Annotated in this window: 24 protein-coding genes and 1 pseudogene; 17 read left to right on the top strand and 8 right to left on the bottom strand. The window is 73.9% G+C overall.

The annotated features are described in order from the left end of the window. Positions 1-14: 14 nt before the first annotated feature. A complete protein-coding gene (locus TPA0908_RS11265; protein ID WP_281937215.1) occupies positions 15-875 on the bottom strand; it encodes a hypothetical protein in 861 nt (286 codons plus the stop codon). A gap of 155 nt (positions 876-1,030) precedes the next feature. Beyond that, on the bottom strand, positions 1,031-1,816 hold the full coding sequence (locus TPA0908_RS11260; RefSeq protein ID WP_281937213.1) for an enoyl-CoA hydratase-related protein: 786 nt from the start codon (positions 1,814-1,816) through the stop codon (positions 1,031-1,033). A 19-nt stretch (positions 1,817-1,835) separates the two neighbouring features. Here TPA0908_RS11260 and hemW point away from each other — a divergent pair, with 19 nt between their 5' ends. Beyond that, complete coding sequence (hemW, locus tag TPA0908_RS11255; protein ID WP_281938545.1) at positions 1,836-3,059, top strand: radical SAM family heme chaperone HemW; 1,224 nt, start codon at positions 1,836-1,838, stop codon at positions 3,057-3,059. A gap of 42 nt (positions 3,060-3,101) precedes the next feature. Here the strand turns inward: hemW and TPA0908_RS11250 are convergent, their stop codons facing one another. Beyond that, complete coding sequence (locus tag TPA0908_RS11250) at positions 3,102-3,779, bottom strand: DUF4870 domain-containing protein (RefSeq protein WP_281937212.1); 678 nt, start codon at positions 3,777-3,779, stop codon at positions 3,102-3,104. Between the two features lie 208 nt (positions 3,780-3,987). On the opposite strand from TPA0908_RS11250, the gene hrcA reads away from it, so the two are divergent. From hrcA to TPA0908_RS11235, 3 genes are all read left to right on the top strand, one after another. Further along, a complete protein-coding gene (gene hrcA / locus TPA0908_RS11245; RefSeq protein ID WP_107155704.1) occupies positions 3,988-5,013 on the top strand; it encodes a heat-inducible transcriptional repressor HrcA in 1,026 nt (341 codons plus the stop codon). Between the two features lie 71 nt (positions 5,014-5,084). Then, entirely contained in the window at positions 5,085-6,227 is a 1,143-nt protein-coding gene (gene dnaJ / locus TPA0908_RS11240; protein ID WP_199199573.1) for a molecular chaperone DnaJ, read from the top strand. 1 nt (position 6,228) lies between these two features. Next, positions 6,229-6,963 (top strand): 16S rRNA (uracil(1498)-N(3))-methyltransferase, encoded by a 735-nt coding sequence (locus TPA0908_RS11235; protein ID WP_281937210.1) that lies wholly within the window; start codon positions 6,229-6,231, stop codon positions 6,961-6,963. A 20-nt stretch (positions 6,964-6,983) separates the two neighbouring features. Here the strand turns inward: TPA0908_RS11235 and TPA0908_RS31865 are convergent, their stop codons facing one another. Together TPA0908_RS31865 and TPA0908_RS31860 are read right to left on the bottom strand one after the other, a co-directional pair. Beyond that, on the bottom strand, positions 6,984-7,190 hold the full coding sequence (locus TPA0908_RS31865; RefSeq protein ID WP_281937208.1) for an SDR family oxidoreductase: 207 nt from the start codon (positions 7,188-7,190) through the stop codon (positions 6,984-6,986). A 73-nt stretch (positions 7,191-7,263) separates the two neighbouring features. Continuing rightward, positions 7,264-7,746, bottom strand: a pseudogene (locus tag TPA0908_RS31860) (SDR family NAD(P)-dependent oxidoreductase); the annotation flags it as partial. A gap of 37 nt (positions 7,747-7,783) precedes the next feature. Here TPA0908_RS31860 and TPA0908_RS11220 point away from each other — a divergent pair. The 8 genes from TPA0908_RS11220 to TPA0908_RS11185 all read left to right on the top strand — a co-directional run bounded on the left by TPA0908_RS11220 (position 7,784) and on the right by TPA0908_RS11185 (position 15,198). Beyond that, on the top strand, positions 7,784-8,128 hold the full coding sequence (locus TPA0908_RS11220) for a histidine triad nucleotide-binding protein (protein WP_107155707.1): 345 nt from the start codon (positions 7,784-7,786) through the stop codon (positions 8,126-8,128). 3 nt (positions 8,129-8,131) lie between these two features. Further along, on the top strand, positions 8,132-9,508 hold the full coding sequence (locus tag TPA0908_RS11215; RefSeq protein WP_281937204.1) for a serine hydrolase domain-containing protein: 1,377 nt from the start codon (positions 8,132-8,134) through the stop codon (positions 9,506-9,508). A 133-nt stretch (positions 9,509-9,641) separates the two neighbouring features. Continuing rightward, a complete protein-coding gene (locus TPA0908_RS11210; RefSeq protein WP_281937202.1) occupies positions 9,642-10,700 on the top strand; it encodes a PhoH family protein in 1,059 nt (352 codons plus the stop codon). A gap of 17 nt (positions 10,701-10,717) precedes the next feature. Next, positions 10,718-11,191 carry an rRNA maturation RNase YbeY gene (ybeY, locus tag TPA0908_RS11205; RefSeq protein WP_281937201.1) on the top strand — a complete coding sequence of 158 codons (474 nt, stop codon included), beginning with the start codon at positions 10,718-10,720 and terminating at the stop codon, positions 11,189-11,191. Then, on the top strand, positions 11,167-12,573 hold the full coding sequence (locus TPA0908_RS11200) for a hemolysin family protein (protein ID WP_199199575.1): 1,407 nt from the start codon (positions 11,167-11,169) through the stop codon (positions 12,571-12,573). The genes ybeY and TPA0908_RS11200 overlap by 25 nt, the downstream gene beginning before the upstream one ends. Then, the gene (locus TPA0908_RS11195) at positions 12,566-12,952 is read left to right on the top strand and encodes a cytidine deaminase (RefSeq protein WP_281937199.1); all 387 of its coding nucleotides are present in this window, start codon (positions 12,566-12,568) and stop codon (positions 12,950-12,952) included. Before TPA0908_RS11200 ends, TPA0908_RS11195 begins: the two co-directional genes overlap by 8 nt. After that, positions 12,949-13,845, top strand: a complete 897-nt coding sequence (gene era, locus TPA0908_RS11190; protein ID WP_107155713.1) for a GTPase Era — start codon at positions 12,949-12,951, stop codon at positions 13,843-13,845. The genes TPA0908_RS11195 and era overlap by 4 nt, the downstream gene beginning before the upstream one ends. A 120-nt stretch (positions 13,846-13,965) precedes the next feature. Continuing rightward, positions 13,966-15,198, top strand: a complete 1,233-nt coding sequence (locus tag TPA0908_RS11185; RefSeq protein ID WP_281937197.1) for an acyltransferase family protein — start codon at positions 13,966-13,968, stop codon at positions 15,196-15,198. A gap of 12 nt (positions 15,199-15,210) precedes the next feature. On the opposite strand, the gene TPA0908_RS11180 is transcribed toward TPA0908_RS11185, so the two are convergent. Next, on the bottom strand, positions 15,211-16,056 hold the full coding sequence (locus TPA0908_RS11180; protein WP_281937195.1) for a DUF4097 family beta strand repeat-containing protein: 846 nt from the start codon (positions 16,054-16,056) through the stop codon (positions 15,211-15,213). Positions 16,057-16,158: 102 nt separating this feature from the next. Between TPA0908_RS11180 and recO the strand changes: the two genes are divergently transcribed. The 4 genes from recO to TPA0908_RS11160 all read left to right on the top strand — a co-directional run bounded on the left by recO (position 16,159) and on the right by TPA0908_RS11160 (position 18,410). After that, positions 16,159-17,034: a DNA repair protein RecO gene (gene recO, locus TPA0908_RS11175; RefSeq protein ID WP_281937193.1), complete on the top strand. Its 876-nt coding sequence runs from the start codon at positions 16,159-16,161 to the stop codon at positions 17,032-17,034. Positions 17,035-17,066: 32 nt separating this feature from the next. Continuing rightward, complete coding sequence (locus tag TPA0908_RS11170) at positions 17,067-17,843, top strand: isoprenyl transferase (protein WP_281938541.1); 777 nt, start codon at positions 17,067-17,069, stop codon at positions 17,841-17,843. 67 nt (positions 17,844-17,910) lie between these two features. Further along, positions 17,911-18,096, top strand: coding sequence for a hypothetical protein (locus TPA0908_RS11165; protein ID WP_107155717.1), 186 nt, complete (start codon positions 17,911-17,913; stop codon positions 18,094-18,096). 113 nt (positions 18,097-18,209) lie between these two features. After that, positions 18,210-18,410, top strand: coding sequence for a thioredoxin reductase (locus TPA0908_RS11160; protein ID WP_281937190.1), 201 nt, complete (start codon positions 18,210-18,212; stop codon positions 18,408-18,410). Positions 18,411-18,487: 77 nt separating this feature from the next. Here TPA0908_RS11160 and gndA read toward each other — a convergent pair whose 3' ends face one another. Next, a complete protein-coding gene (gndA, locus tag TPA0908_RS11155) occupies positions 18,488-19,930 on the bottom strand; it encodes an NADP-dependent phosphogluconate dehydrogenase (RefSeq protein ID WP_281937188.1) in 1,443 nt (480 codons plus the stop codon). 128 nt (positions 19,931-20,058) lie between these two features. After that, positions 20,059-20,355, bottom strand: a complete 297-nt coding sequence (locus TPA0908_RS11150; protein WP_107155720.1) for an MTH1187 family thiamine-binding protein — start codon at positions 20,353-20,355, stop codon at positions 20,059-20,061. Positions 20,356-20,630: 275 nt separating this feature from the next. Here TPA0908_RS11150 and TPA0908_RS11145 point away from each other — a divergent pair, with 275 nt between their 5' ends. Next, a complete protein-coding gene (locus TPA0908_RS11145) occupies positions 20,631-20,939 on the top strand; it encodes a hypothetical protein (RefSeq protein ID WP_281937185.1) in 309 nt (102 codons plus the stop codon). Positions 20,940-21,007: the final 68 nt, after the last annotated feature.

Raw genomic sequence — 21,007 nt, 5'->3', positions numbered from 1 at the left:
GCTCAGGTGTCGGCTCAGGTGTCGGCGAAGACCTCGGCCAGCACCTGCGTCGCCGGGTCGCCCTTCACCCGGCCCCAGGTGCCCTGCTCGGCGGTCCACTCCAGGCTGCCGAAGCGGACCCGCTTCACGCCGTTGTCGTCGGCGTGCGAGACCAGCCAGTGCGCGTAGCGCCAGCCGTCGCGGTCGTCACCGGCCGGCACGGTCAGCCCGGTCAGCGTCGTCGCCGCGGTCAGGCGGGGCAGGCCCCAGTCCAGCGTCAGACCCTCCAGCACCGCGCTGGCGGCGGCCGGGCCCCGCAGCGTCGGAGTCGAACCGACCGTGCAGGCCACCGCGCCGGTCGCCTGGCCGAGCAACGCGCGGGTGAGGACCTCCGACTCGTCCGCCCACTTCTGGTACGCCTCGGGGTAGGCCGACCGCTGCACCCGCTGGGCGGCCTCGGTGACCCGCATCCGTTCCCAGCCCTTGACCTTCTTCAGCGCGGCGTAGAACTTCCGGGCCGCGTAGCGCGGGTCCTGGATCTCCTCCGGCGTGCCCCAGCCCTGGCTCGGGCGCTGCTGGAACAGGCCGAGCGAGTCCCGGTCGCCGTGCGCGATGTTGCGCAGGTGCGACTCCTGGTAGGCGGTCGCCAGCGCCACCACCACCGCGCGCTCGGGCATCCGGCGCTGGGCGCCGATGGCGGCGATGGTGGCCGCGTTGGCCATCTGGTCGGCGCCCAGCACCACCTCGCCGTCGGCCTGGACGGTGCAGGTCCGGCTGGCCAGCGGCAGCCGCAGGTGGTGACCGAACTGCTTGGTCACGAACCAGATCGCGAGCAGGGCCAGCACGCACACCACCACACCAGATGCCACGATCGCCGGTCGCGTCCGCACCCGCACCCCCTGTTCCTGACAGTCCGACCAGCGTACGTCGCCCGTCCCACTTTCCGGCTCGGCCGACCGGCCTGCTCGCCGCCGCGTCACCGCCCCGTGACGGGTCGCTGTCAAGCGGGGCCCCGGCCTATACCGGAGGCGTTAACAGGGGGCCCCGCCTTCTATTCTCCGGCGGGCACCCACGCCGCCGGACGCTTCTCGCGGAACGCGAGCACCCCCTCCCGCCCCTCCTCGGAGAGGAAGTACCCGGTGGAGAGCGCCGCCAACGCGGCGATCTCCGCCCGCAGGTCGGCGGCGGCCGGCCGGCGCAGCAGCTCCTTCGCCCCGGCGAGGGCCTTCGGCGCGCCCTTCACCAGCGCCGCGCGGTAGCGCTCCACGGCGGCGTCCAGCCCGTCCGCCGGCACGGCGGCGGTGACCAGGCCGATCTCGGCGGCCCGCCGGCCGTCGAACGTCTCCCCGGTCAGGTACAGCTCGGCGGCGGCCCGCGGGCTCAGCCGGGGCAGCACGGTCGCCGAGATCACCGCCGGGATCACGCCGATCCGGACCTCGGTGAACGCGAACGTCGCCTCCTCGGCGCAGACCACCAGGTCGGCGGCGGCGATCAGGCCCAGCCCGCCGGCCCGGGCCGGCCCGGCCACCTTCGCCAGCACCGGCTTCGGGCACTCCCGGACGGCGACCAGCACGTCGCCGAGCATGCCGGCCGGCACGGTCCCGCTGACGTACGCGGCGGCGGTCTCCTTCAGGTCGGCGCCGGAGCAGAAGACCGGGCCGGTGTGGTCCAGCACGATCGCCCGGACCGTGTCGTCGGCGACCGCCGCGGCCAGCCCGGCCAGCAGCTCGGTCATCAGCGGCGTGGAGAGCGCGTTGCGGTTGTGCGGGCTGTCCAGGGTGAGGGTCGTCACCCCACGGGCCGTGGCGACCCGCACGAGAGCGTCCGGAGAGGTCATGCCGGGCACACTAGTGGCCATGCCCGGCGTCCTTCCAGAAGGCGAACCCGTCCCGCGCGACGGGTCGCTGCCCGCCACCGCCCGCCGCGCCGTCGGCGCCCGCGGCTTCGGCGTGTACGTGCACGTCCCGTTCTGCGCCAGCCGGTGCGGTTACTGCGACTTCAACACGTACACCGCCGCGGAGCTGGGCGGCGGGGTGAGCCGGGAGACGTACGCCGACAGCGTGCTGGCCGAGCTGGCGCTCGCCGGCCGGGTGCTCGGCGACTCCCCGCCGCCCCGGGTGGACACCGTCTTCGTCGGCGGCGGCACACCCACCCTGCTGCCCGCCGACGACCTGGCCCGGATCCTGGACGCCATCGACCGCACCTGGGGGCTGGCCGCCGACGCCGAGGTGACCACCGAGGCCAACCCCGAGTCGGTCACCCCGGAGTCGCTGAAGACGCTGCGGGCGGCCGGCTACACCCGGATCTCGCTGGGCATGCAGTCCGCCGCCCCGGGCGTGCTCGCCGTGCTCGACCGGCGGCACAGCGCGGGCCGGGCCACCGCCGCCGCCGCCGAGGCCCGCGACGCCGGGTTCGACCACGTCAACCTGGACCTGATCTACGGCACGCCGGGGGAGACCGCGGACGACTTCGCCGCCTCGCTGGCCCAGGTGGTCGACGCCGGCGTGGACCACGTCAGCGCGTACGCCCTGATCGTGGAGGACGGCACCCGGCTGGCCGCGCGGATGCGCCGGGGCGAGCTGCCGTACCCCTCCGACGACGTGGCGGCGGACCGCTACCTGGCCGCGGAGGCGGCGCTGCACGCGGCCGGTTTCTCCTGGTACGAGGTCTCCAACTGGGCCCGTTCCGAGGCGGCCCGGTGCCGGCACAACCTGCTCTACTGGACCGGCGCCGACTGGTGGGGCCTGGGCCCGGGGGCGCACAGCCACGTCGGCGGCGTGCGCTGGTGGAACGTCAAGCACCCGGCCGGGTACGCGGAGCGGCTCGCCGGCGGCGCCTCGCCGGCGCTGGCCCGGGAACGGCTCACCGCCGACGAGCAGCACATGGAGGACGTGATGCTGCGGCTGCGGCTCGACTCCGGGCTGCCGCTTGTCGTGCTGGACGAAGCCGGCCGGGTGGGTGCCGAGCGGGCCCGGGCCGGCGGGCTGCTGGACGCCGACGCGTACGCGGACGGTCGCGCCGTGCTCACGCTGCGCGGTCGACTGCTGGCCGACGGCGTGGTCCGCGACCTGCTGCCCTGACCGGTCCGGCCGGCCCCGCCGTGCGGGACCGGCCGGCGGCTGTCACTTGATCAGGCTGGCCGACATCGGGTAGCGGTAGAGCTGCCCCTCGTTGGCCTTCACGCCGGCCAGGATGCCGAAGATGATGCCGACGATCATGGCGCCGAAGCCGACCACCAGGCCGATCAGGATGCAGGTGAGGATCCAGCCGACCAGCGCGATGATCGACCAGATGAGCTGGAAGTTCAGCGCGGCGACCGCGTGCGCCCGGACGGTCGGGGACTGGTTGCCCCGGGCCAGCAGCGCCACCAGCGGCGCGACCCAGCCCAGCACGCCGCCGCCGATCAGCATCCCGGCCGCGCCGCCGAAGTGCGCCACCAGGGCCCAGGTCTTGTCGTCGTTGTTGGCGTAGCCGGCCGGCGGGCCGTAGGAGCCGCCGGCGGGGTAGCCGCCGCCCGGCGCGCCGTAGCCCGGGGCGCCACCGCCGGGCGCGCCGTAGCCCGGCGTGTCACCACCGGCCGGGGGATAGCCGCCCGGCGGGGGGTAGCCGCCCGGCGGAGGCTGGCCGCCCGGGGGCGGATAACCGCCGGGCGGGGGATAGCCGCCCCCGCCCGGCGCCCCGGACAGTGGTGCGGTGGGGGGCTCGTCGGCCGGCGAGGAGCCGTACGGCGCCGACGGCGGGAACGGGTCGGGCTGGGGGCCGGGGTCCCCCGCTCCGGGAGGGCGAGGAGGTTCAGTCATGGACGTCACGGTAGGTCCCGGGGGCAAGCGGCACCAGGGCTGTTCGGCCCGACGCGCCGCCCGACCCCGGCGGACCGCACCCGGGGTGCGGCGCTGATCATCGCGCCGGCGGGGGTGCCGACGTAGACTGGCACTCGCTACAGTCGAGTGCCAGTTGCCCGCCGGATGCCGCGCGTCACCCGGCCGAGGTGCGTCAGGAGGTGGGGAGATGGGTCTCGACGACCGCAAGCTCGCCGTGCTGCGCGCCATCGTCGAGGACTACGTCGCCACGCAGGAGCCGGTGGGCAGCAAGGCCCTGGTCGAGCGCCACCAGCTCGGCGTCTCACCGGCCACCGTGCGCAACGACATGGCGGTGCTGGAGGAGGAGGGCTACATCCGGCAGCCGCACACCAGCGCCGGCCGGGTGCCCACCGACCGCGGGTACCGCCTCTTCGTGGACCGGCTCTCCCGGGTCAAGCCGCTCAGCCCGGCCGAGCGCCGGGCGATCGAGCGCTTCCTGGTCGGCGCCGTCGACCTCGACGACGTGGTGCACCGCACGGTCCGGCTGCTGGCCCAGCTCACCCGGCAGGTGGCCGTGGTGCAGTACCCGAGCCTGGCCCGCTCCAAGGTGCGCCACCTGGAACTGGTGCCGATCTCCACCACCCGGCTGATGGTCGTCATGATCGCCGACACCGGGCGGGTCGAGCAGCGGCTGGTCGAGCTGCCCGCCCCGGTCCCCGCCGAACACGTGACGGACCTGCGCCGGCTGGTCAACGAGAAACTGGTCGGCAGCCAGCTCGCCGAGACGCCCCCGCTGGTGCAGGCGCTGGTCGAGGAGTCCGCGCCGCACCTGCGCCCGGCCATGACCACGCTCTCCACCGTGCTGCTGGAGACGCTCGTCGAGCGGCACGAGGAGCGGATCGCGCTGGCCGGCACCGCCAACCTCACCCGGGGCGGCCTGCTCGACTTCCAGGGCTCGCTGCGCCCCATCCTCGAGGCGCTCGAAGAGGAGGTCGTGCTGCTCAAGCTGATCGGCGAGACCGAGCCGAGCAACACCACCCGGGTGCTCATCGGCGACGAGAACGAGATCGACAATCTGCGGGCCGCCTCGGTGGTCAGCACCGGTTACGGCCCGGGTGCCACGATCGTCGGTGGGCTCGGCGTGCTCGGGCCCACCCGGATGGACTACCCCGGCAATATCGCCATGGTGAGGGCCGTGGCACGCTACGTGGGCGAACTGCTGGCCCAGAACTGACCAGTCAGGGCCGACGGCCGGGAACGGCCGGCGACCGGCGACGCGAGACGAACATGAGGACACCGAACGCAGTGGCCAGGGACTACTACGGAATTCTCGGCGTGAGCCGGGACGCCTCCGACGACGACATCAAGCGTGCCTACCGGAAGTTGGCGCGGCAGTACCACCCGGACGTCAATCCGGACCCGGAGGCACAGGAGAAGTTCAAGGACATCAACGCCGCGTACGAGGTCCTCTCGGACGACCGGAAACGGCAGATCGTCGACCTGGGTGGCGACCCGCTCGCCCCGGGCGGCGGGGGCGCGGGCGCGGGTGGCCCGGGCGGCGCCGGCCCGTTCGTCGGCTTCCAGGACATCATGGACGCGTTCTTCGGCGGCGCGGCGGGCGGCAGCCGGGGTCCCCGGCCGCGTACCCGGCCGGGCGCCGACGCGATCCTGCGGCTGGAACTGGACCTCAACGAGACCGCGTTCGGCGTCGAGGCGCCGATCACTGTCGACACCGCGGTGCTCTGCACCACCTGCTCCGGCGCCGGCACCGCCGCCGGCACCCACCTGGCCACCTGTGAGGCGTGCGGGGGCCGCGGTGAGGTGCAGTCGGTGCAGCGGACGTTCCTCGGCCAGGTGGTCTCCGCCCGGCCGTGCACCGTCTGCCAGGGCTACGGCACCACGATCCCGCACCCCTGCCCGACCTGCGCCGGTGACGGGCGGGTACGGACCCGCCGCTCGCTGACCGTCAAGATCCCGGCCGGCGTCGAGGACGGCATGCGGATCCGGCTGGCCCAGCAGGGCGAGGTCGGCCCGGGTGGCGGCACCGCCGGCGACCTCTACGTCGAGATCCACGAGCGGACCCACGACGTCTACTCGCGCAAGGGCGACGACCTGCACTGCCGGGTCACGGTGCCGATGACCGCCGCCGCGCTCGGCACCCGGCTGACCATCAAGACGCTGGACAGCGAGGAGATCGTCGACGTCAAGGCCGGCACCCAGCCCGGCAGCACGATGCGGTTGCGCGCCCGCGGCGTGCCGCACCTGCGCGGCACCGGCCGGGGTGACCTCTACGTCCACCTGGACGTGCGGACCCCGACCAAGCTCGACGCCGACCAGGAGCGGATGCTGCGCGACTTCGCCAAGACCCGCGGCGAGGAGGTCGCCGAGCTGACCAAGCAGGGCGGCTTCTTCTCCCGGATGCGCGACGCGTTCAACGGGCACGCCTGAGGTGTCGGCGCCGCTGTTCCTGGTCGAGGCGCTGCCCGCCGGTGACACGGTGACGCTGGACGGCCCGGAGGGCCACCACGCGGCCACCGTGCAGCGGCTGCGCGTCGGCGAGGAACTGCTGCTCGCCGACGGCCGGGGTGGCACCGCCGCCGCCGTCGTCACCGCCGTCGGCCGGGGCACGCTCGACCTGCGCGTCACCTCCCGGGGGTACGCCGACGCGTGCGTCCCCCGGCTGGTGGTGGTGCAGGGGATCGCCAAGGGCGAGCGGGGTGAGCTGGCCGTGCAGGCGATGACCGAGGTCGGGGTGGACGAGATCGTGCCCTGGGCGGCGTCCCGTTCGGTCGCCCAGTGGCGCGGCGACCGGGGCGTCCGGGCCCGGGAGAAGTGGGTGGCCACCGCCCGGGAGGCCGCCAAGCAGGCCCGCCGCCCGTGGCTGCCGGTGGTGGCCGGCGCCCCGGACGAGTCCACCGTCACGGTGGCCCGCCGGATCGCCGGCGCCGACGCCGCCTTCGTGCTGCACGAGGAGGCCGACGAGCGGCTGACCACCGTCGCGCTGCCGTCGACCGGCGAGATCGTCCTGGTGGTCGGCCCCGAGGGCGGCATCGCCGAGCCGGAGCTGGCCGCGTTCCGCGAGGCCGGTGCCCGCCCGGTCCGCCTGGGCCCCTCGGTCCTGCGCACCTCCACCGCCGGCGTAGCCGCCCTCGCCGTCCTCTCCACCCGCCTCCCCCGCTGGTAACCCCCAACCCCTCCGGGCGGTCAGGTGCGGAGGTAGGAGGCGCCGTTCAGGTCGACGATGGTGCCGGCGGCCCATTCCGCGTCGGGGCTGGCCAGCCAGTGGACCGCGGCGGCGATCTCCTCGGGGCGGGCCACCCGGTGGAACGGCGACTGCGCCCGGACCGCCTCGCCGCGCTCGCTCTTCAGGTGCTCGTTGGTCATGTCCGTCTCGACGAAGCCCGGGGCCACGCAGGCCACCCCCGATGCCGTACGGCGCCAGCGCCACCGCGAGCGACTGTGCCATCGCGTTCATCCCCGCCTTGCTGGCCCCGTACGCCGGATTGGCCGGTTCGCCCCGGAACGCGCCCCGGGAGGAGACGTTCACGATCCGACCGCCCCGCTCCCGCATGTGCTGGGCGGCGCACCAGGCGGCGTTGGCGGCGCCGACCAGGTTGGTGTCCAGCACCTCGCGCCAGCGCGCCCGCCACTGCTCGTAACTGCTCTCGAAGACCGGGTGCGGCGGGTCGGCCGGCCCGAACACACCGGCGTTGTTGACCAGCACGTCAAGACCGCCGAGCAGCCGGGCCGCCTCGTCCACCATGGCCCGTACGGCGTCCGGGTCCGCCAGGTCGGCGCGGACCACCACGTGGCCGTCGCCGGGCAGTTCGGCGCGCAACGCCTCGGCCAGCCCGGCCGAGTCCCGGTGGTGGACCGCCACCCGGTCGCCGCCAGCCGCGAACGCCCGCGCCACCGCCCGCCCGATGCCCCGCGAGGCCCCCGTCACCAGTACCGCCCGTCCCGCCATGTCGGCCATCCTGCCGGACGTTCCCTACACTGCTGCGATGGACTGTCTGTTCTGCCGGATCGTCGCCGGGGAGATCCCCGCCACCATCGTCCGCGAGACCGCCACCACCCTCGCCTTCCGGGACATCGACCCGAAGGCCCCCACCCACGTGCTGGTGATCCCGAAGGAGCACTACGCGGACGTGGCCACCCTCGCCCAGGGCGACCCCACGTTGGCCGGTGAGGTGCTCCACACCGCCGCCCTGGTGGCCGAGGAGGAGGGCCTGACCGTGGACGGGTTCCGCCTCATGTTCAACACCGGCCCGTACGGCGGCCAGGAGGTCTTCCACGTGCACGCCCACCTGCTGGGTGGCGCGCCACTCGGCCCGATGCTCTGCCGCTGAGGCATGACCTCGATCTCCGACCGGCTCGACCGGATGGCCCGGCGGGCCCAGGCGAACGGGCGGGTCCCGGCGCTGTCGGCGGCGCTGCACCGGGCCGACCGGCCGCTCTGGGCCTGCGCGGTGGGCGGCACCGGCAACGACACCGCGCTCGATCCGGAGAGCGTCTTCCGGATCGGCTCGGTCACCAAGACGTTCACCGCGGTGCTGGTCATGCAGTGCCGCGACGACGGGCTGCTCGACCTGGACGACCCGATCGGGCGGCACCTGGACCTGCCCGCGTACGGCGAGCTGACCGTCCGTCGGCTGCTGTCGCACACCGCCGGCCTGCAACGCGAGCCGTACGGCGACGTGTGGGACACGCTGCGTGCCCCGGCCGTCGACGAGCTGCTGGCCGACCTGGCCCGGGTGGAGCGGGTGCTGCCCACCGGCCGTCGCTTCCACTACTCCAACCTCGGCCTGGCGCTGCTCGGCGAGGCGGTCGCCCGGCGGCGCGGCGGCACCTGGGCCGAGGTGCTCGCCGAGCGGGTGCTCGCCCCGCTGGGGCTGACCGCCACCGGCGTCACGCCGGGGGAGCGGGCCGTCACCGGTTTCCTGGTGGACGCGTACTCCGACGAGGCGCACCCGGAGCCGCCCGTCGACTTCGGCGCGGTGGCGCCGGCCGCCCAGCTCTGGAGCACCGCGCCGGACATGGCCCGCTGGGCGGCGTTCCTGGCCGACCCGGCGGCGCTGGACCCGGCCGGCGCGGTGCTCGCCCCGACCACCGTCGAGGAGATGCGCTGGCCGCTCACCACCACCGACGAGTCGCTCTGGACGGCCGGTTTCGGGCTCGGGCTGATCCTGGTGCCCCGACCGGGCCGGGTGACCCACGTCGGGCACGACGGTGCGATGCCGGGCTTCCTGGCCGCCGTCTACGGTCGCCGTGGCGGCGAGGGCACCGCCGGGGCGATGGGCTGCGCGGTGCTCGGCTCGTCCGGCACCGGCGTCGAGGTGCTCGACCTGGCGCACGAGCTGCTCGCCGCCGCCGCCGAGCACGACCCGGCGGAGATCGAGCCGTGGTGTCCCGGCCCACCCGCCCCGGAACACCTGCGCGGCATGCTGGGCCGCTGGTGGGGCGAGGGGTTCGAGTCCGTCTTCTCCTGGCACGACGGCGCGCTGCGGGCCCGGGGCGCGGACGACCCGGCCGGCAAGCCGCCGTCGGTGTTCGCGCCGCTGCCGGACCGGCCGGACGTGTTCCGCACGGTCTCCGGCCGGGAGGCGGGCGAGCTGCTCCGGCTCACCCGGGACGAGCGGGGCGAGGTGGTCCGGATGCACTGGGCGACCTACCGCTTCACCCGGCGGCAGGAGGCGTTCGACGGGTACGACTTCCGCGCCGGCGGCTGACCGCCGGGCACCGGAAATGGGCGCGGTGCGTACGGTGCGGACCCGATACGATGGAAGTCACCGTACGCCGCGCCAGCAGGGCCCGGCGCCGAGATCGGAGAGCAGGTGGCGCAGGGCCCGACGGGCCCGACCTATGACCGGCACCCCACCTCCCGACCCGCCCCGGGTGCAGACCAGGATCACGGTCGGAGACCAGAAGATCATGGTGAACCTGCTCGGCGCGGGCGACGAGATCCTGCGTCTCGTCGAACGCTCGGTCAACAGCGACGTCCACGTGCGCGGCAACGAGATCACCATCACCGGTGCGCCCGCCGACAACGCCCTCGCCGAGCGTCTCTTCAGTGAGCTCCTCGAACTGATCGAGAAAGGCGAGACCCTGACCACAGACGCCGTTCGGCGTACCGTCGGCATGCTCGAGCAGGGCGGCGCCGAGCGGCCCGCCGAGGTCCTGACGCTCAACATCCTCTCCCGGCGCGGTCGCACCATCCGTCCCAAGACGCTCGGGCAGAAGCGCTACGTCGACGCGATCGACTCGCACACCATCGTCTTCGGCATCGGCCCGGCCGGCACCGGCAAGACCTACCTGGCCATGGCGAAGGCGGTCCAGGCGCTCCAGGCCAAGCAGGTCAACCGGATCATCCTGACCCGGCCGGCGGTCGAGGCGGGCGAGCGGCTGGGCTTCCTGCCCGGCACGCTGAACGAGAAGATCGACCCCTACCTGCGCCCGCTCTACGACGCGCTGCACGACATGCTCGACCCGGAGTCCATCCCGAAGCTGATGGCCGCCGGCACGATCGAGGTCGCGCCGCTGGCATACATGCGCGGAAGGACCCTTAATGATGCTTTCATCATTCTCGACGAGGCGCAGAACACCACGCCCGAGCAGATGAAGATGTTCCTCACCCGACTCGGCTTCAACTCCAAGATCGTGGTCACCGGCGACATCACCCAGGTGGACCTTCCCGGCGGGACGAGCAGCGGCCTGCGGGTGGTCCGGGAGATCCTGAACAACGTCGAGGACGTGCACTTCGCCCAGCTCTCCAGCTCCGACGTGGTCCGCCACAAGCTGGTCGGTGAGATCGTCGACGCGTACGCCCGCTGGGACGCCGAGCGGGAGAACCAGCAGGCGCAGAGCGTGCACGCCGTGCCGGGGCGGACCGCCCAGGGCGGCCGGGCCGGTCGGCGCCGCTAACCACCAGAGGAAGACAGTTGTCCATCGAGATCGCCAACGAGTCCGGTGCCGACGTCGACACCGACGCCGTGCTCGCCGTCGCCCGGCACGCCCTCGACGAGATGGGGGTCAACCCGCTCGCCGAGCTGTCCGTGCTGCTTGTCGACATCGAATACATGTCGGAGCTGAACCACCGCTGGATGGGCGGTGACGGCCCGACCGACGTGCTCGCGTTCCCGATGGACGAGGGAAGCGTCGACCACGGCCCGGGCGAGAGCAGCCCGGCCGGCGGCGAGCCGGCCCTGCTCGGCGACATCGTGCTCTGCCCGGAGGTGGCCGCCAAGCAGGCGGCCACCGCCGGGCACTCCGCCGCCGACGAGCTGCACCTGCTCACCGTGCACGGCGTGCTGCACCTGCTCGGCTACGACCACGCCGAGCCCGAGGAGGAGCGGGAGATGTTCGGTCTCCAGGCCCGGCTGCTGGCCAGCTGGCGGTCGACCCGGTCCCGGTGATGGTCACTCTCGCGGCGGCGGCCCCGGCCGGCCTGCCCGATCTTCAGCTCCTGTTCTTCGGGGCCGGGCTGGTGGTGCTCGCCGGCCTGATCGCGATGACCGAGGCGGCGCTGGCGGCGGTCTCCCCGGCGCGCGCGGCCGAGCTGGCCCGCGACGGGGCGCGCGGCGCGCGTGCCCTCCAGGCGGTCGCCGGCGACGTGGTCCGCCACCTCAACCTGCTGCTCCTGCTCCGCCTGCTGGCCGAGCTGACCGCCACCACGCTCGTCGCGCTGGTGGCGGTGGACACGTTCGGCGCCGGCTGGCGGGCGGCCCTGGTCACCGCCGGGGCGATGACGGTGGTCAGCTTCGTGGTGGTCGGTGTCGCGCCGCGCACGTTGGGCCGGCAGCACGCCTACGCGGTCGGCCGGGCGGTCGCGCCGCTGGTGCGCTGGTTGGGGCGGGCGCTCAACCCGCTGGCGTCGCTGCTGATCCTGATCGGCAACGCGGTGACCCCGGGCAAGGGCTTCCGCGAGGGGCCGTTCGCCACCCAGGTGGAGCTGCGTGAGCTGGTCGACCTGGCCGAGCAGCGCGGCGTGGTGGAGCACGGCGAGCGTCAGATGATCCACTCGGTCTTCGCGCTCGGCGACACGATCGCCCGTGAGGTGATGGTGCCGCGTACCGAGATGGTGTGGATAGAGGAACGTAAGACGCTCGCGCAGGCGTTGGCGCTCTTCCTGCGGTCCGGGTTCTCCCGCATCCCGGTGATCGGCGAGAACGTCGACGACGTGCTCGGCGTGCTCTACCTCAAGGATCTGATCCGGCGGACCCAGGGTGACCGGGGAGCGCGGCAGATGCCGGTGGCCGAGCTGATGCGCCCGGCGACGTTCGTGCCGGAGTCCAAGCCGGTGGACGACCTGCTCTCCGAGATGCAGGCGGCCCGCAACCACCTGGTCATCGTGGTCGACGAGTACGGCGGCACCGGCGGGCTGGTCACCATCGAGGACATCCTGGAGGAGATCGTCGGTGAGATCACCGACGAGTACGATGTCGAGCGCCCACCGGTGGAGCATCTGCCGGACGGGGCCGTGCGGGTGACCGCCCGGCTGCCGGTGGAGAATCTGGGCGAGCTGTTCGACACCGACCTGCCCACCGACGAGGTGGAGACGGTCGGTGGCCTGCTCGCCCAGGCGCTCGGCCGGGTGCCCATCCCGGGCGCCGAGGCCGAGGTGGCCGGCCTGCGGCTGATCGCCGAGGGCACCACCGGCCGACGCAACCGGATCGACACCGTGCTGGTGAGCCGGTCCGAGCCGGGTTCCGCGCCGGACGGCGCGGGGCGGCCCGATCCGACCGAGTCCCGTGGCAACCACAACCGTTCCGAGGAGAGGCAACCCGCCGATGCCTGAGTCACCCGCCGTGCCGGCCGCCCGGCCCACCCCCGCCGATCCGGCCGAGCTGAGCGCCGAGGACGGCAAGCTGGTCGTGCTGGCCCGGGGCGCCCGGGGCCGGGTGGGGGCCGTGGAGGGCGCGGCGGTCCGCGACCAGGACGGCCGGACGTACGCGGCGGCCAGCGTGGCGCTGCCGTCGCTGACCCTGACCGCGCTCCAGTTGGCGGTCGCCTCGGCGGTGGCCGCGGGCGCGAGCCGGCTGGAGGCCGCGGTGGTGGTGACCGAGGCGTCGACGCTGGACGGCGCCGGACACGCCGCGGTGCGTGACCTCTCCGCCGACGCGCCGATCCACGTGGCCGCGCCGGACGGCTCGGTGCTCGGCACGGTGGTCGAGTGACGGCCCCCGTGGACCGCCCGTACCGGGCCGGTTTCGCCTGTTTCGTCGGCCGGCCGAACGCCGGCAAGTCGACGCTCACCAACGCGATCGTCGGCACCAAGATCGCCATCACGTCGAGCAAGCCGCAGACCACGCGGCACGTCATCCGGGCGGTGCTGCACCGGCCGGAGTCGCAGCTCGTGCTGGTCGACACGCCCGGCCTGCACCGTCCCCGCACGCTGCTCGGCGAGCGCCTCAACGACCTGGTCCGGGAGACCTGGAGCGAGGTCGACGTGATCGGGCTCTGCGTGCCGGCGAACGAGCCGGTCGGCCGGGGCGACCGGTTCATCACCGGCGAGCTGGCCAGCCTCAAGGCGACCGTGCTGGCCGTGGTCACCAAGACCGACCTGGTGGACAAGAAGCGCCTGGCCGAGCAACTGCTCGCGGTGAGCGAGCTGGGCGAGTTCGCGGCCGTGGTGCCGGTGAGCGCGGTCTCCGGCCACCAGGTCGACACGCTCGTCGACGTGATGACCGGCTACCTGCCGGAGTCGCCCCAGCTCTACCCGGACGACATGCTCACCGAGGACCCGGAGCAGGTGCTCGTCGCCGAGCTGGTCCGGGAGGCGGCGCTGGAGGGGGTCCGGGACGAGCTGCCGCACTCCATCGCCGTGGTGGTGGAGGAGATGATCCCGGAGGGCAACCTCACGAAGATCTACGCGGATCTCTACGTGGAGCGGTCCAGCCAGAAGGCGATCGTCATCGGTCACCGGGGCAGCCGGCTCAAGCACGTCGGCACCACCGCGCGCCGGCAGATCGAGGAGCTGCTGGGCACCCGGGTCTACCTGGACCTGCATGTGCGGGTGGCGAAGGACTGGCAGCGCGACCCGAAGCAGTTGCGCAAGCTCGGCTTCTGAGGGCCGGATCAGTCAGTCTTATGGGGCATCTCACGTTCCGTGGGCGTTCTTACACGTTTCACAGGCGGCGGGAGCAGGGTAGGGACTTCTGTCTCTGCCCCCGGACCCCGCTGCGAGCTGATGCGAAACCGCTACCTCGACCTGCTCCGCTTCCTGGCCATCCTGCGCGTCGTCACCTACCACGTCACCGGCTACGCCACGCTCACACTGGTGTTCCCGGCGATGGCGGTGATGTTCGCCCTGGCCGGGTCGCTGATGGCCGCGTCGCTGGACCGCAGCGGGGTGTCCGCCGTGGGGCGCCGGCTGCGTCGGCTGCTGCCCTCGCTCTGGGTGGCGGCGGCGGTCTTCGTGCCGGCGATGCTGCTCACCGGGCTGGCGTTCGAGCCGAAGGTGCTGCTCTGGCTCTTCCCGATCAGTGATCCGCCGGCCAACTACTGGGGTGGGCTGGCGCTCAGCCCGATCTGGTACCTGCGGGACTACCTCTGGTTCGTGCTCGCCTCGCCGGTGGCGCTGTGGCTGTTCCGCCGCGCGCCGCTGCCCACGCTGGTCGCCCCGTACGCGCTGCTCGCCGCCATCGAGTTCGGCATCCTGCTGAACCCGCCGACGGTGCTGCGCGAGTTCGGCCTCTACTTCGGCGCGTGGCTGCTCGGCTTCGCCCACCACGACGGCCTGCTGCGCCGGATGCGCAACCGGGTGCTGCTGCCGGTCGCCGGCGTGCTCGGCACGGCCGGTCTGGCCTGGATCGTCACCCATCCCGGGCCGCGCGGCTACGACATCAACGACATCCCGCTGGGCAATGCGCTCTGGGCGACCGCGTTCATCCTGGTGGCGATCGGACGGGCGCCCACGGGCGCGGCGTGGATCGACCGGTTCCCGGTGTTCGGCCGGGCGGTGACCGTGGTGAACCGGCGGGCGCTCACCGTCTACCTCTGGCACATGCCGTTCGTGGTGGCGCTCACCCCGCTGGTCGGCCTGGTCGGCTGGTCGCCGCGGGACCCGGTCGGCCTGTGGCTGCGGGTGGGGCTGGTCTTCGTGCTCGTCGGCGTGGTGACGTTGCTGGTCGGCTGGGTCGAGGACGTGGCTGCCCGGCGTACCCCGGAACTGGTGCCCGGCCGGCCACGGCGGACCGTGCCGGCGCGGGCGGCGGACGCGCCGGCCAGCCCGGCCCCGGCCGGCGCGGCCGGCCGGCTGGTCGGCGCCGGGGCCCGGGTGCCGGCACCCCGCCGTGCTCCCGGGCCGACGCCCGGCCGATCCGACGGGCCGCCCGCCGACGCCGACGCGCCCCGGGACCGGGCCGCCGGGTCGTCCGCGGGCCGCGCCGCCGGATCGTCCGGCGTCCGCGCCGCCAACTGAGCGGCGGCCGGCTCAGCGGCTGCTGACGGTGACGTTGCCGCTGGTGGCCGTCACGTCGAGCAGCAGGGACGCACCGGGGTCGTTCGACACCCGCACGTCGGTGTCGCCGGACTTCGCGTCGGCCCGCACCCGGTATCGGCCAGCCGGCACGGCGAGGTCGATGTTCCCGCTGGTGGCGTGCAGTCGGACCGGGGCCGGCTGGTCCAGCTCGACGGTCAGGTTGCCCGGGGCCGCTTCCGCGTCGACCGCGGAGGCGAGCCGGCGGGCCTCGATGTCGCCGGAGCCGGTCCGTAGCCGGACCGGACCGGCCACCTCGGTCAGCCGGATGTTGCCCGAGGCGGTGGAGGCGCGGACCTCGCCGCGGGCTCCGCTGATGGTCAGGTCGCCGGAGCTGAGCGTGAACTCCACCGCCCCGACCTCGGTGAGGTCGACGTTGCCCGAGCCGGTGCCGCCCCGGACCGCCACGCCGGGCGGCGCGGTCACCTCCCAGGAGATGCTGCACCGCTGCCCGCAGTCGGTGGGCAGCACCAGCTCGTCGCCCCTGATCTCGTACCGGCTGTCCGGCTCGCTGCCCTGGTAGCGGACCACGCGCTTGATCTGCACCTGGTCGACCGGGCCGGTGGCGCGCACCACCACGTCCCCGGAGCCGTCGCCGTTGCCGTCCACGGTGATCCGGGTGATCTTCGCGCGTTCGGACTGGTCGTAGTCGAGCCGGCGGAACGAGAGGGTGTCACACCCGGCGAGCACGATGAGTGCGGCGGTCGCGGTCGCCGCCACCACCGTGCGCGGGCGGGAAGCGGCGCCGTACGGCCGGGAAGCGGTGCCACGCGGCCGGAGCGCCGTTCGGAGCGAAGCCATGGCCAGCACACTAGGGCCGGCCGGGTGACCGCCACATCCGGGATCGCCCGCCGGTCCACCCCGAGCCGACCCTGAGATCGCACCCCGAGGGAGAATGGACCGATGGCCGGGTACCGCCGACAGCTCTACCGCGACGACGCGGTGGTGCTGCGCGTGCAGAAGCTGGGCGAGTCCGACCGGATCATCACGCTGTTCACCCGGCGGCACGGCCGGTTGCGCGCGGTGGCCCGGGGCGTCCGGCGCACCACCAGCAGGTTCGGCGCCCGGCTGGAGCCGTTCGGCCACGTCGACCTCCAACTCGCCGGCGACCCCAAGGGCAACCAGGGCAGCTCGCTGCACACCGTGAGCCAGGTCGAGGCGATCGAGCTGTACGGCAAGCGGTTCCTCGGCGACTACCCCCGCTACACGGCGGCCAGCGCGATCGCCGAGACCGCCGAACGGCTGACCCCGGTCGAGCGGGAGCCGTCGCTGCGGCTGTTCCAGCTCACCCTCGGCGCGATGAAGTCCCTGGCCCGCGGCGATCACGCCACCACGCTGGTGCTCGACGCGTACCTGCTGCGCGGCATGGCGTTCGCCGGCTGGGCGCCGGCGCTGGCCGCCTGCGCGGTCTGCGGCGAGCCGGGTCCGCACCGCGCGTTCTCGGTGCCGGCCGGCGGCGCCGTCTGCCCGGACTGCCGGCCGCCCGGCGCCGCCCATCCCGCGCCGGCCACGTTCGTGCTGATGTCCGCGCTGACCACCGGCGACTGGGCGTACGCCGACGCCGCCGAGAACGGCGTACGCCGGGAGTGCAGCGGGCTGGTCGCGGCGCACCTCCAGTGGCATCTGGAGCGCGCGCTACGCTCGCTGCCGCTGGTCGACCGGGGTGCCCCGGCGCCCGGCGCGGTCCCGCCGCCCGGCGGCGCGGGGCCGGGTGTGGTCCCGCCGCGCACCGGCGACGGGCCCGCCGTCGCTGGTGTGAACAGGGAGATGACCGAGTGATCCGATCGACGAGGGCGCACCGCCGTGAGCCGGTGCCGCCGACCCCGCACCCGTCCGGTGCCCGGCCGCCGGCGTTGCCACCCGCCGCGGTGCCCCGGCACGTCGCCATCGTGATGGACGGCAACGGCCGCTGGGCCAAGGAGCGGGGGCTGCCCCGCACCAAGGGGCACGAGCAGGGCGAGCACAGCCTGTTCGACACCGTCGAGGGCGCGATCGAGATGGGCATCCCCTACCTGTCCGCGTACGCGTTCTCCACCGAGAACTGGCGTCGCTCGCCGGACGAGGTCCGCTTCCTGATGGGCTTCAACCGCGACGTCATCCGCCGCCGCCGGGACCAGCTCGTCGACCTGGGCGTCCGGGTGGTGTGGTCGGGCCGGGCCGGGCGGCTCTGGAAGAGCGTCATCTCCGAGTTGCAGACCGCCGAGGAGATGTCGCGGGACAATTCGACGCTGACGCTCCAGTTCTGCGTCAACTACGGCGGCCAGGCGGAGATCGCCGACGCCGCCGCCGCGATCGCCCGGGACGTCGCCGCCGGCAAGCTGCATCCGGACAAGGTCACCGAGAAGACGGTGGCACGTTACCTCTACCACCCCGAGGTGCCCGAGGTGGACATGTTCCTGCGTCCCTCCGGCGAGCAGCGCATCTCGAACTTCCTGCTCTGGCAGACCGCGTACGCGGAGCTGGTCTACCTGGACACGCTCTGGCCCGACTTCGACCGCCGTCATCTCTGGTACGCCTGCGAGCTGTACGCCCAGCGGGACCGCCGCTTCGGCGGCGCGCTGCCCAACCCGGTGGCCCCGGGAGTCTGAGCTCACGCTTACCGAGGCGACGCGCTGGGTACCGGTAGGGACAACAGCAAACGCGGAGGTGAGCCACATGATTCAGAAGCGGATCGGGCAGTGGGCGGTCATGGCGGTCGCCGTGCCGCTGGCGGCGGCCGGCGCCCGCCGGCTCAGCCACACGCTGGAGGCCCGTCGCGGGCCGACCGGGGTGAGCCGCCTGCTGACCAAGGGCGCGGACCTGCTCCGGCCGCAGAAGGCCAAGCGGCGTCGGTTCTTCTGACCTGCCGGCCGGCGTCGGCCGGCCATCGGCGGAACGCCCCGCATCCGTGGGGCGTTCCGCTTTACCATCGGCGCAGGGCGCGCCGCCGGGACGCGCCGCCACGGGGGTGGAAGATGCGCGATCTCCGGTACGAGATGACGGCCGCCCTGGCCGCCGCCGACCTGGTGGAGCCGAGCCGCCGGGAGACGGTCGCCGAGCTGTGCGCCGGCGTCGCCGAGCGGTGGTGCGCCGACCTCGGACACACCCCCACCGTCCGTTCCGGCGAGATCGGCGAGCTGGCCGCCGGTGAGCCGGCGGCGGACTGGGCCCGGTGACCCGGCGACGGCCCCGGCCCGGCGCGTCCGGTGCCGCGCCGTGACCCGGGCCGCCCGCCGGGTGAGCGTGGTGGGGCTCAGCCCTCCACTTCGGAGCGGTCGCCGGCCCAGCGGGTGTGGAACGCGCCGTCCCGGTCCACCCGGTGGTAGGTGTGCGCGCCGAAGTTGTCCCGCAGCCCCTGGATCAGCGCGGCCGGCAGCCGCTGCGCCCGCAGCGCGTCGAAGTAGGCCAGCGACGACGCGAAGGCCGGGGTCGGCACGCCCGCCCGGGCCGCGTCGGCCACCACCCGCCGCCAGGCCGGGACACCGGCGCTGACCCGGTCGGCGAACCACGGCGCGACGAGCAGCGTCGCCAGCTCCGGCTCGCCGTCGTACGCCTCCCGGATGCGGTCCAGGAAGCGGGCCCGGATGATGCAGCCGCCCCGCCAGATGGTGGCCGTGCCGCCCAGGTCGATGTTCCAGTCGTACTCCCGGCTGCCGGCCCGGATGTGGTCGAAGCCCTGCGCGTACGCGACGATCTTGCTGGCCAGCAGCGCGCGGCGCACGTCCTCGACGAACGTGTCCCGGTCCTCCACCTGCCACTTCTCGCCGGCGTCGGCGAACACGCGACGGGCCGCCTCGCGCTGGTCCGCGTGGCCGGACAGTGAGCGGGCGAACGTGGCCTCGGCGATGCCGGTGATCGGGATGCCCAGGTCCAGCGCGCTCTGCACGGTCCAGCGGCCGGTGCCCTTCTGCTCGGCCTGGTCGAGCACCACGTCCACGAACGCGTGGCCGGTCGCCGCGTCGGTGTGCCCGAGCACGTCCGCGGTGATCTCGATCAGGAACGACTCCAGCTCGCCGCCGTTCCACTCCCGGAAGATGTCCGCGATCTCCGCCGGGCTCGCCGACAGGCCGGCCCGCAGCAGGTCGTACGCCTCGGCGATGAGCTGCATGTCGGCGTACTCGATGCCGTTGTGCACCATCTTCACGAAGTGGCCGGCGCCGTCCGGGCCGACGTGCCGGCAGCAGGGCGCGCCCTCCACCTGTGCGGCGATCTTCTCGAAGATCGGCCCGAGTTTCTGGTAGGACTCCGCCGAGCCGCCCGGCATGATGCTCGGGCCGCGCAGCGCGCCCTCCTCGCCGCCGGAGACGCCGGTGCCGACGAAGTGCAGCCCGTGCGCGCGCAGCGCCTCCTCCCGGCGGCGGGTGTCGGCGAAGTGCGCGTTGCCGCAGTCGACGACGATGTCCCCCTCCTCCAGCAGCGGGATCAGCTCGTCGATCACGGCGTCGGTCGGCGCGCCGGCCTTCACCATCACGATCACCGCGCGTGGCCGCTCCAGCGAGGTGACGAAGTCGGCGAGCGACTCGGACGGCACGAACGTGCCCTCGTCACCGTGCTCGGCGACCAGGCTGCGGGTGCGCTCCGGCGACCGGTTGTGCACCGCCACGGCGAAGCCGTTGCGGGCCAGGTTCCGGGCCAGGTTGCGACCCATCACGGCCAGACCGGTGACCCCGATCTGCGCCGTCGCCTGCTCTGCCATGCGTACCGCCACCTCTCGTCCGCGCCGCTGACCGCGGCCGTCCTCGTTGCCGTCCTGCGACCGTATCGCGGTCGTGGCGTGAGGGGATCACACCGCGACGAGGGGTGAGGAGGCGGTGGCGGCGCGTCTCATCCCTCGGCGAGACGCGCCTCGATGTGCGCCACCTTCGCGGTCAACGCGTCGGTCACGCCGGGGCGCAGGTCGGCCTTGAGCACCAGGCTGACCCGGGGCGCCTGGGCCGCGACGGTGTCGACGGCCCGCTTCACCACCGCCATCACCTCGTCCCACTCACCCTCGACAGTGGTGAACATGGCATCGGTCCGGTTCGGCAGGCCGGACTCGCGGACCACCCGGACGGCGTCGGCGACCGGGTCGCCCACGGACTCACCCACGCCGAGCGGGGTGATGGAGAACGCGACAAGCATGCCGACGATGGTGTCAGTAATTCGGGTGCGGGTGTCGGTGGCGTCGGGTTAGCGTGTCGGCATGCGCAACTGACGCCCTTCCTCCGAGCCGGTCCGCCGCCGCAGATGCCGCGGACCCGTCCTGCTCCGGGCGTCCGCATCCCCTTCCCGTCGCCGTTGTTCGCGGTGTCTGTCGCGGTCGGATCGCACCGGATCGCACCCGCTCGGCGCGTCCCCGAACGGCGCGCCCCCGGCGCGACCGTGGTCGGCGCGCCCGACAGACAGGAGGCCCGCGGATGCCCGCGAAGCGCAACCCGAAGAAGTCCCGTAAGCCGTCGTCGTCCCCGCTGGGGTTGACGCCGACGGATCTCGACGCGCTCACCGTGTCCCCGTCGACACCGGTGACCCTGTCCGTTTCGACGCCCGGTTCGGCGTCGGCCGGGCCGGTGTCGGCTGGTTCAGCGCCGGTCGGGTCGGAGCCGGCTGGTTCGACGTCGGCTCGCTCGGCACCGAAGGCCGGCCCGTCCGCCGGCCGCGACGCCCGGTTGGCCGGCCGTAGCCAGCGAGCCGGCCAGAACCGGTTCTACGCCTTCCGGCGCAGCTGATCCTCATCCGTCCCCGATCTCTGCGTGCCCCGTCACGGGGGTGCGCGGAGATCGCAATAGATCTTGGA

Origin of the sequence: Micromonospora sp. AKA38, from assembly GCF_027925725.1 — a bacterium.
GTDB lineage: Bacteria > Actinomycetota > Actinomycetes > Mycobacteriales > Micromonosporaceae > Micromonospora.
The sequence above is the reverse complement of the archived record's forward strand: the minus strand, read 5'-3'. Positions and strand labels throughout refer to the sequence as shown.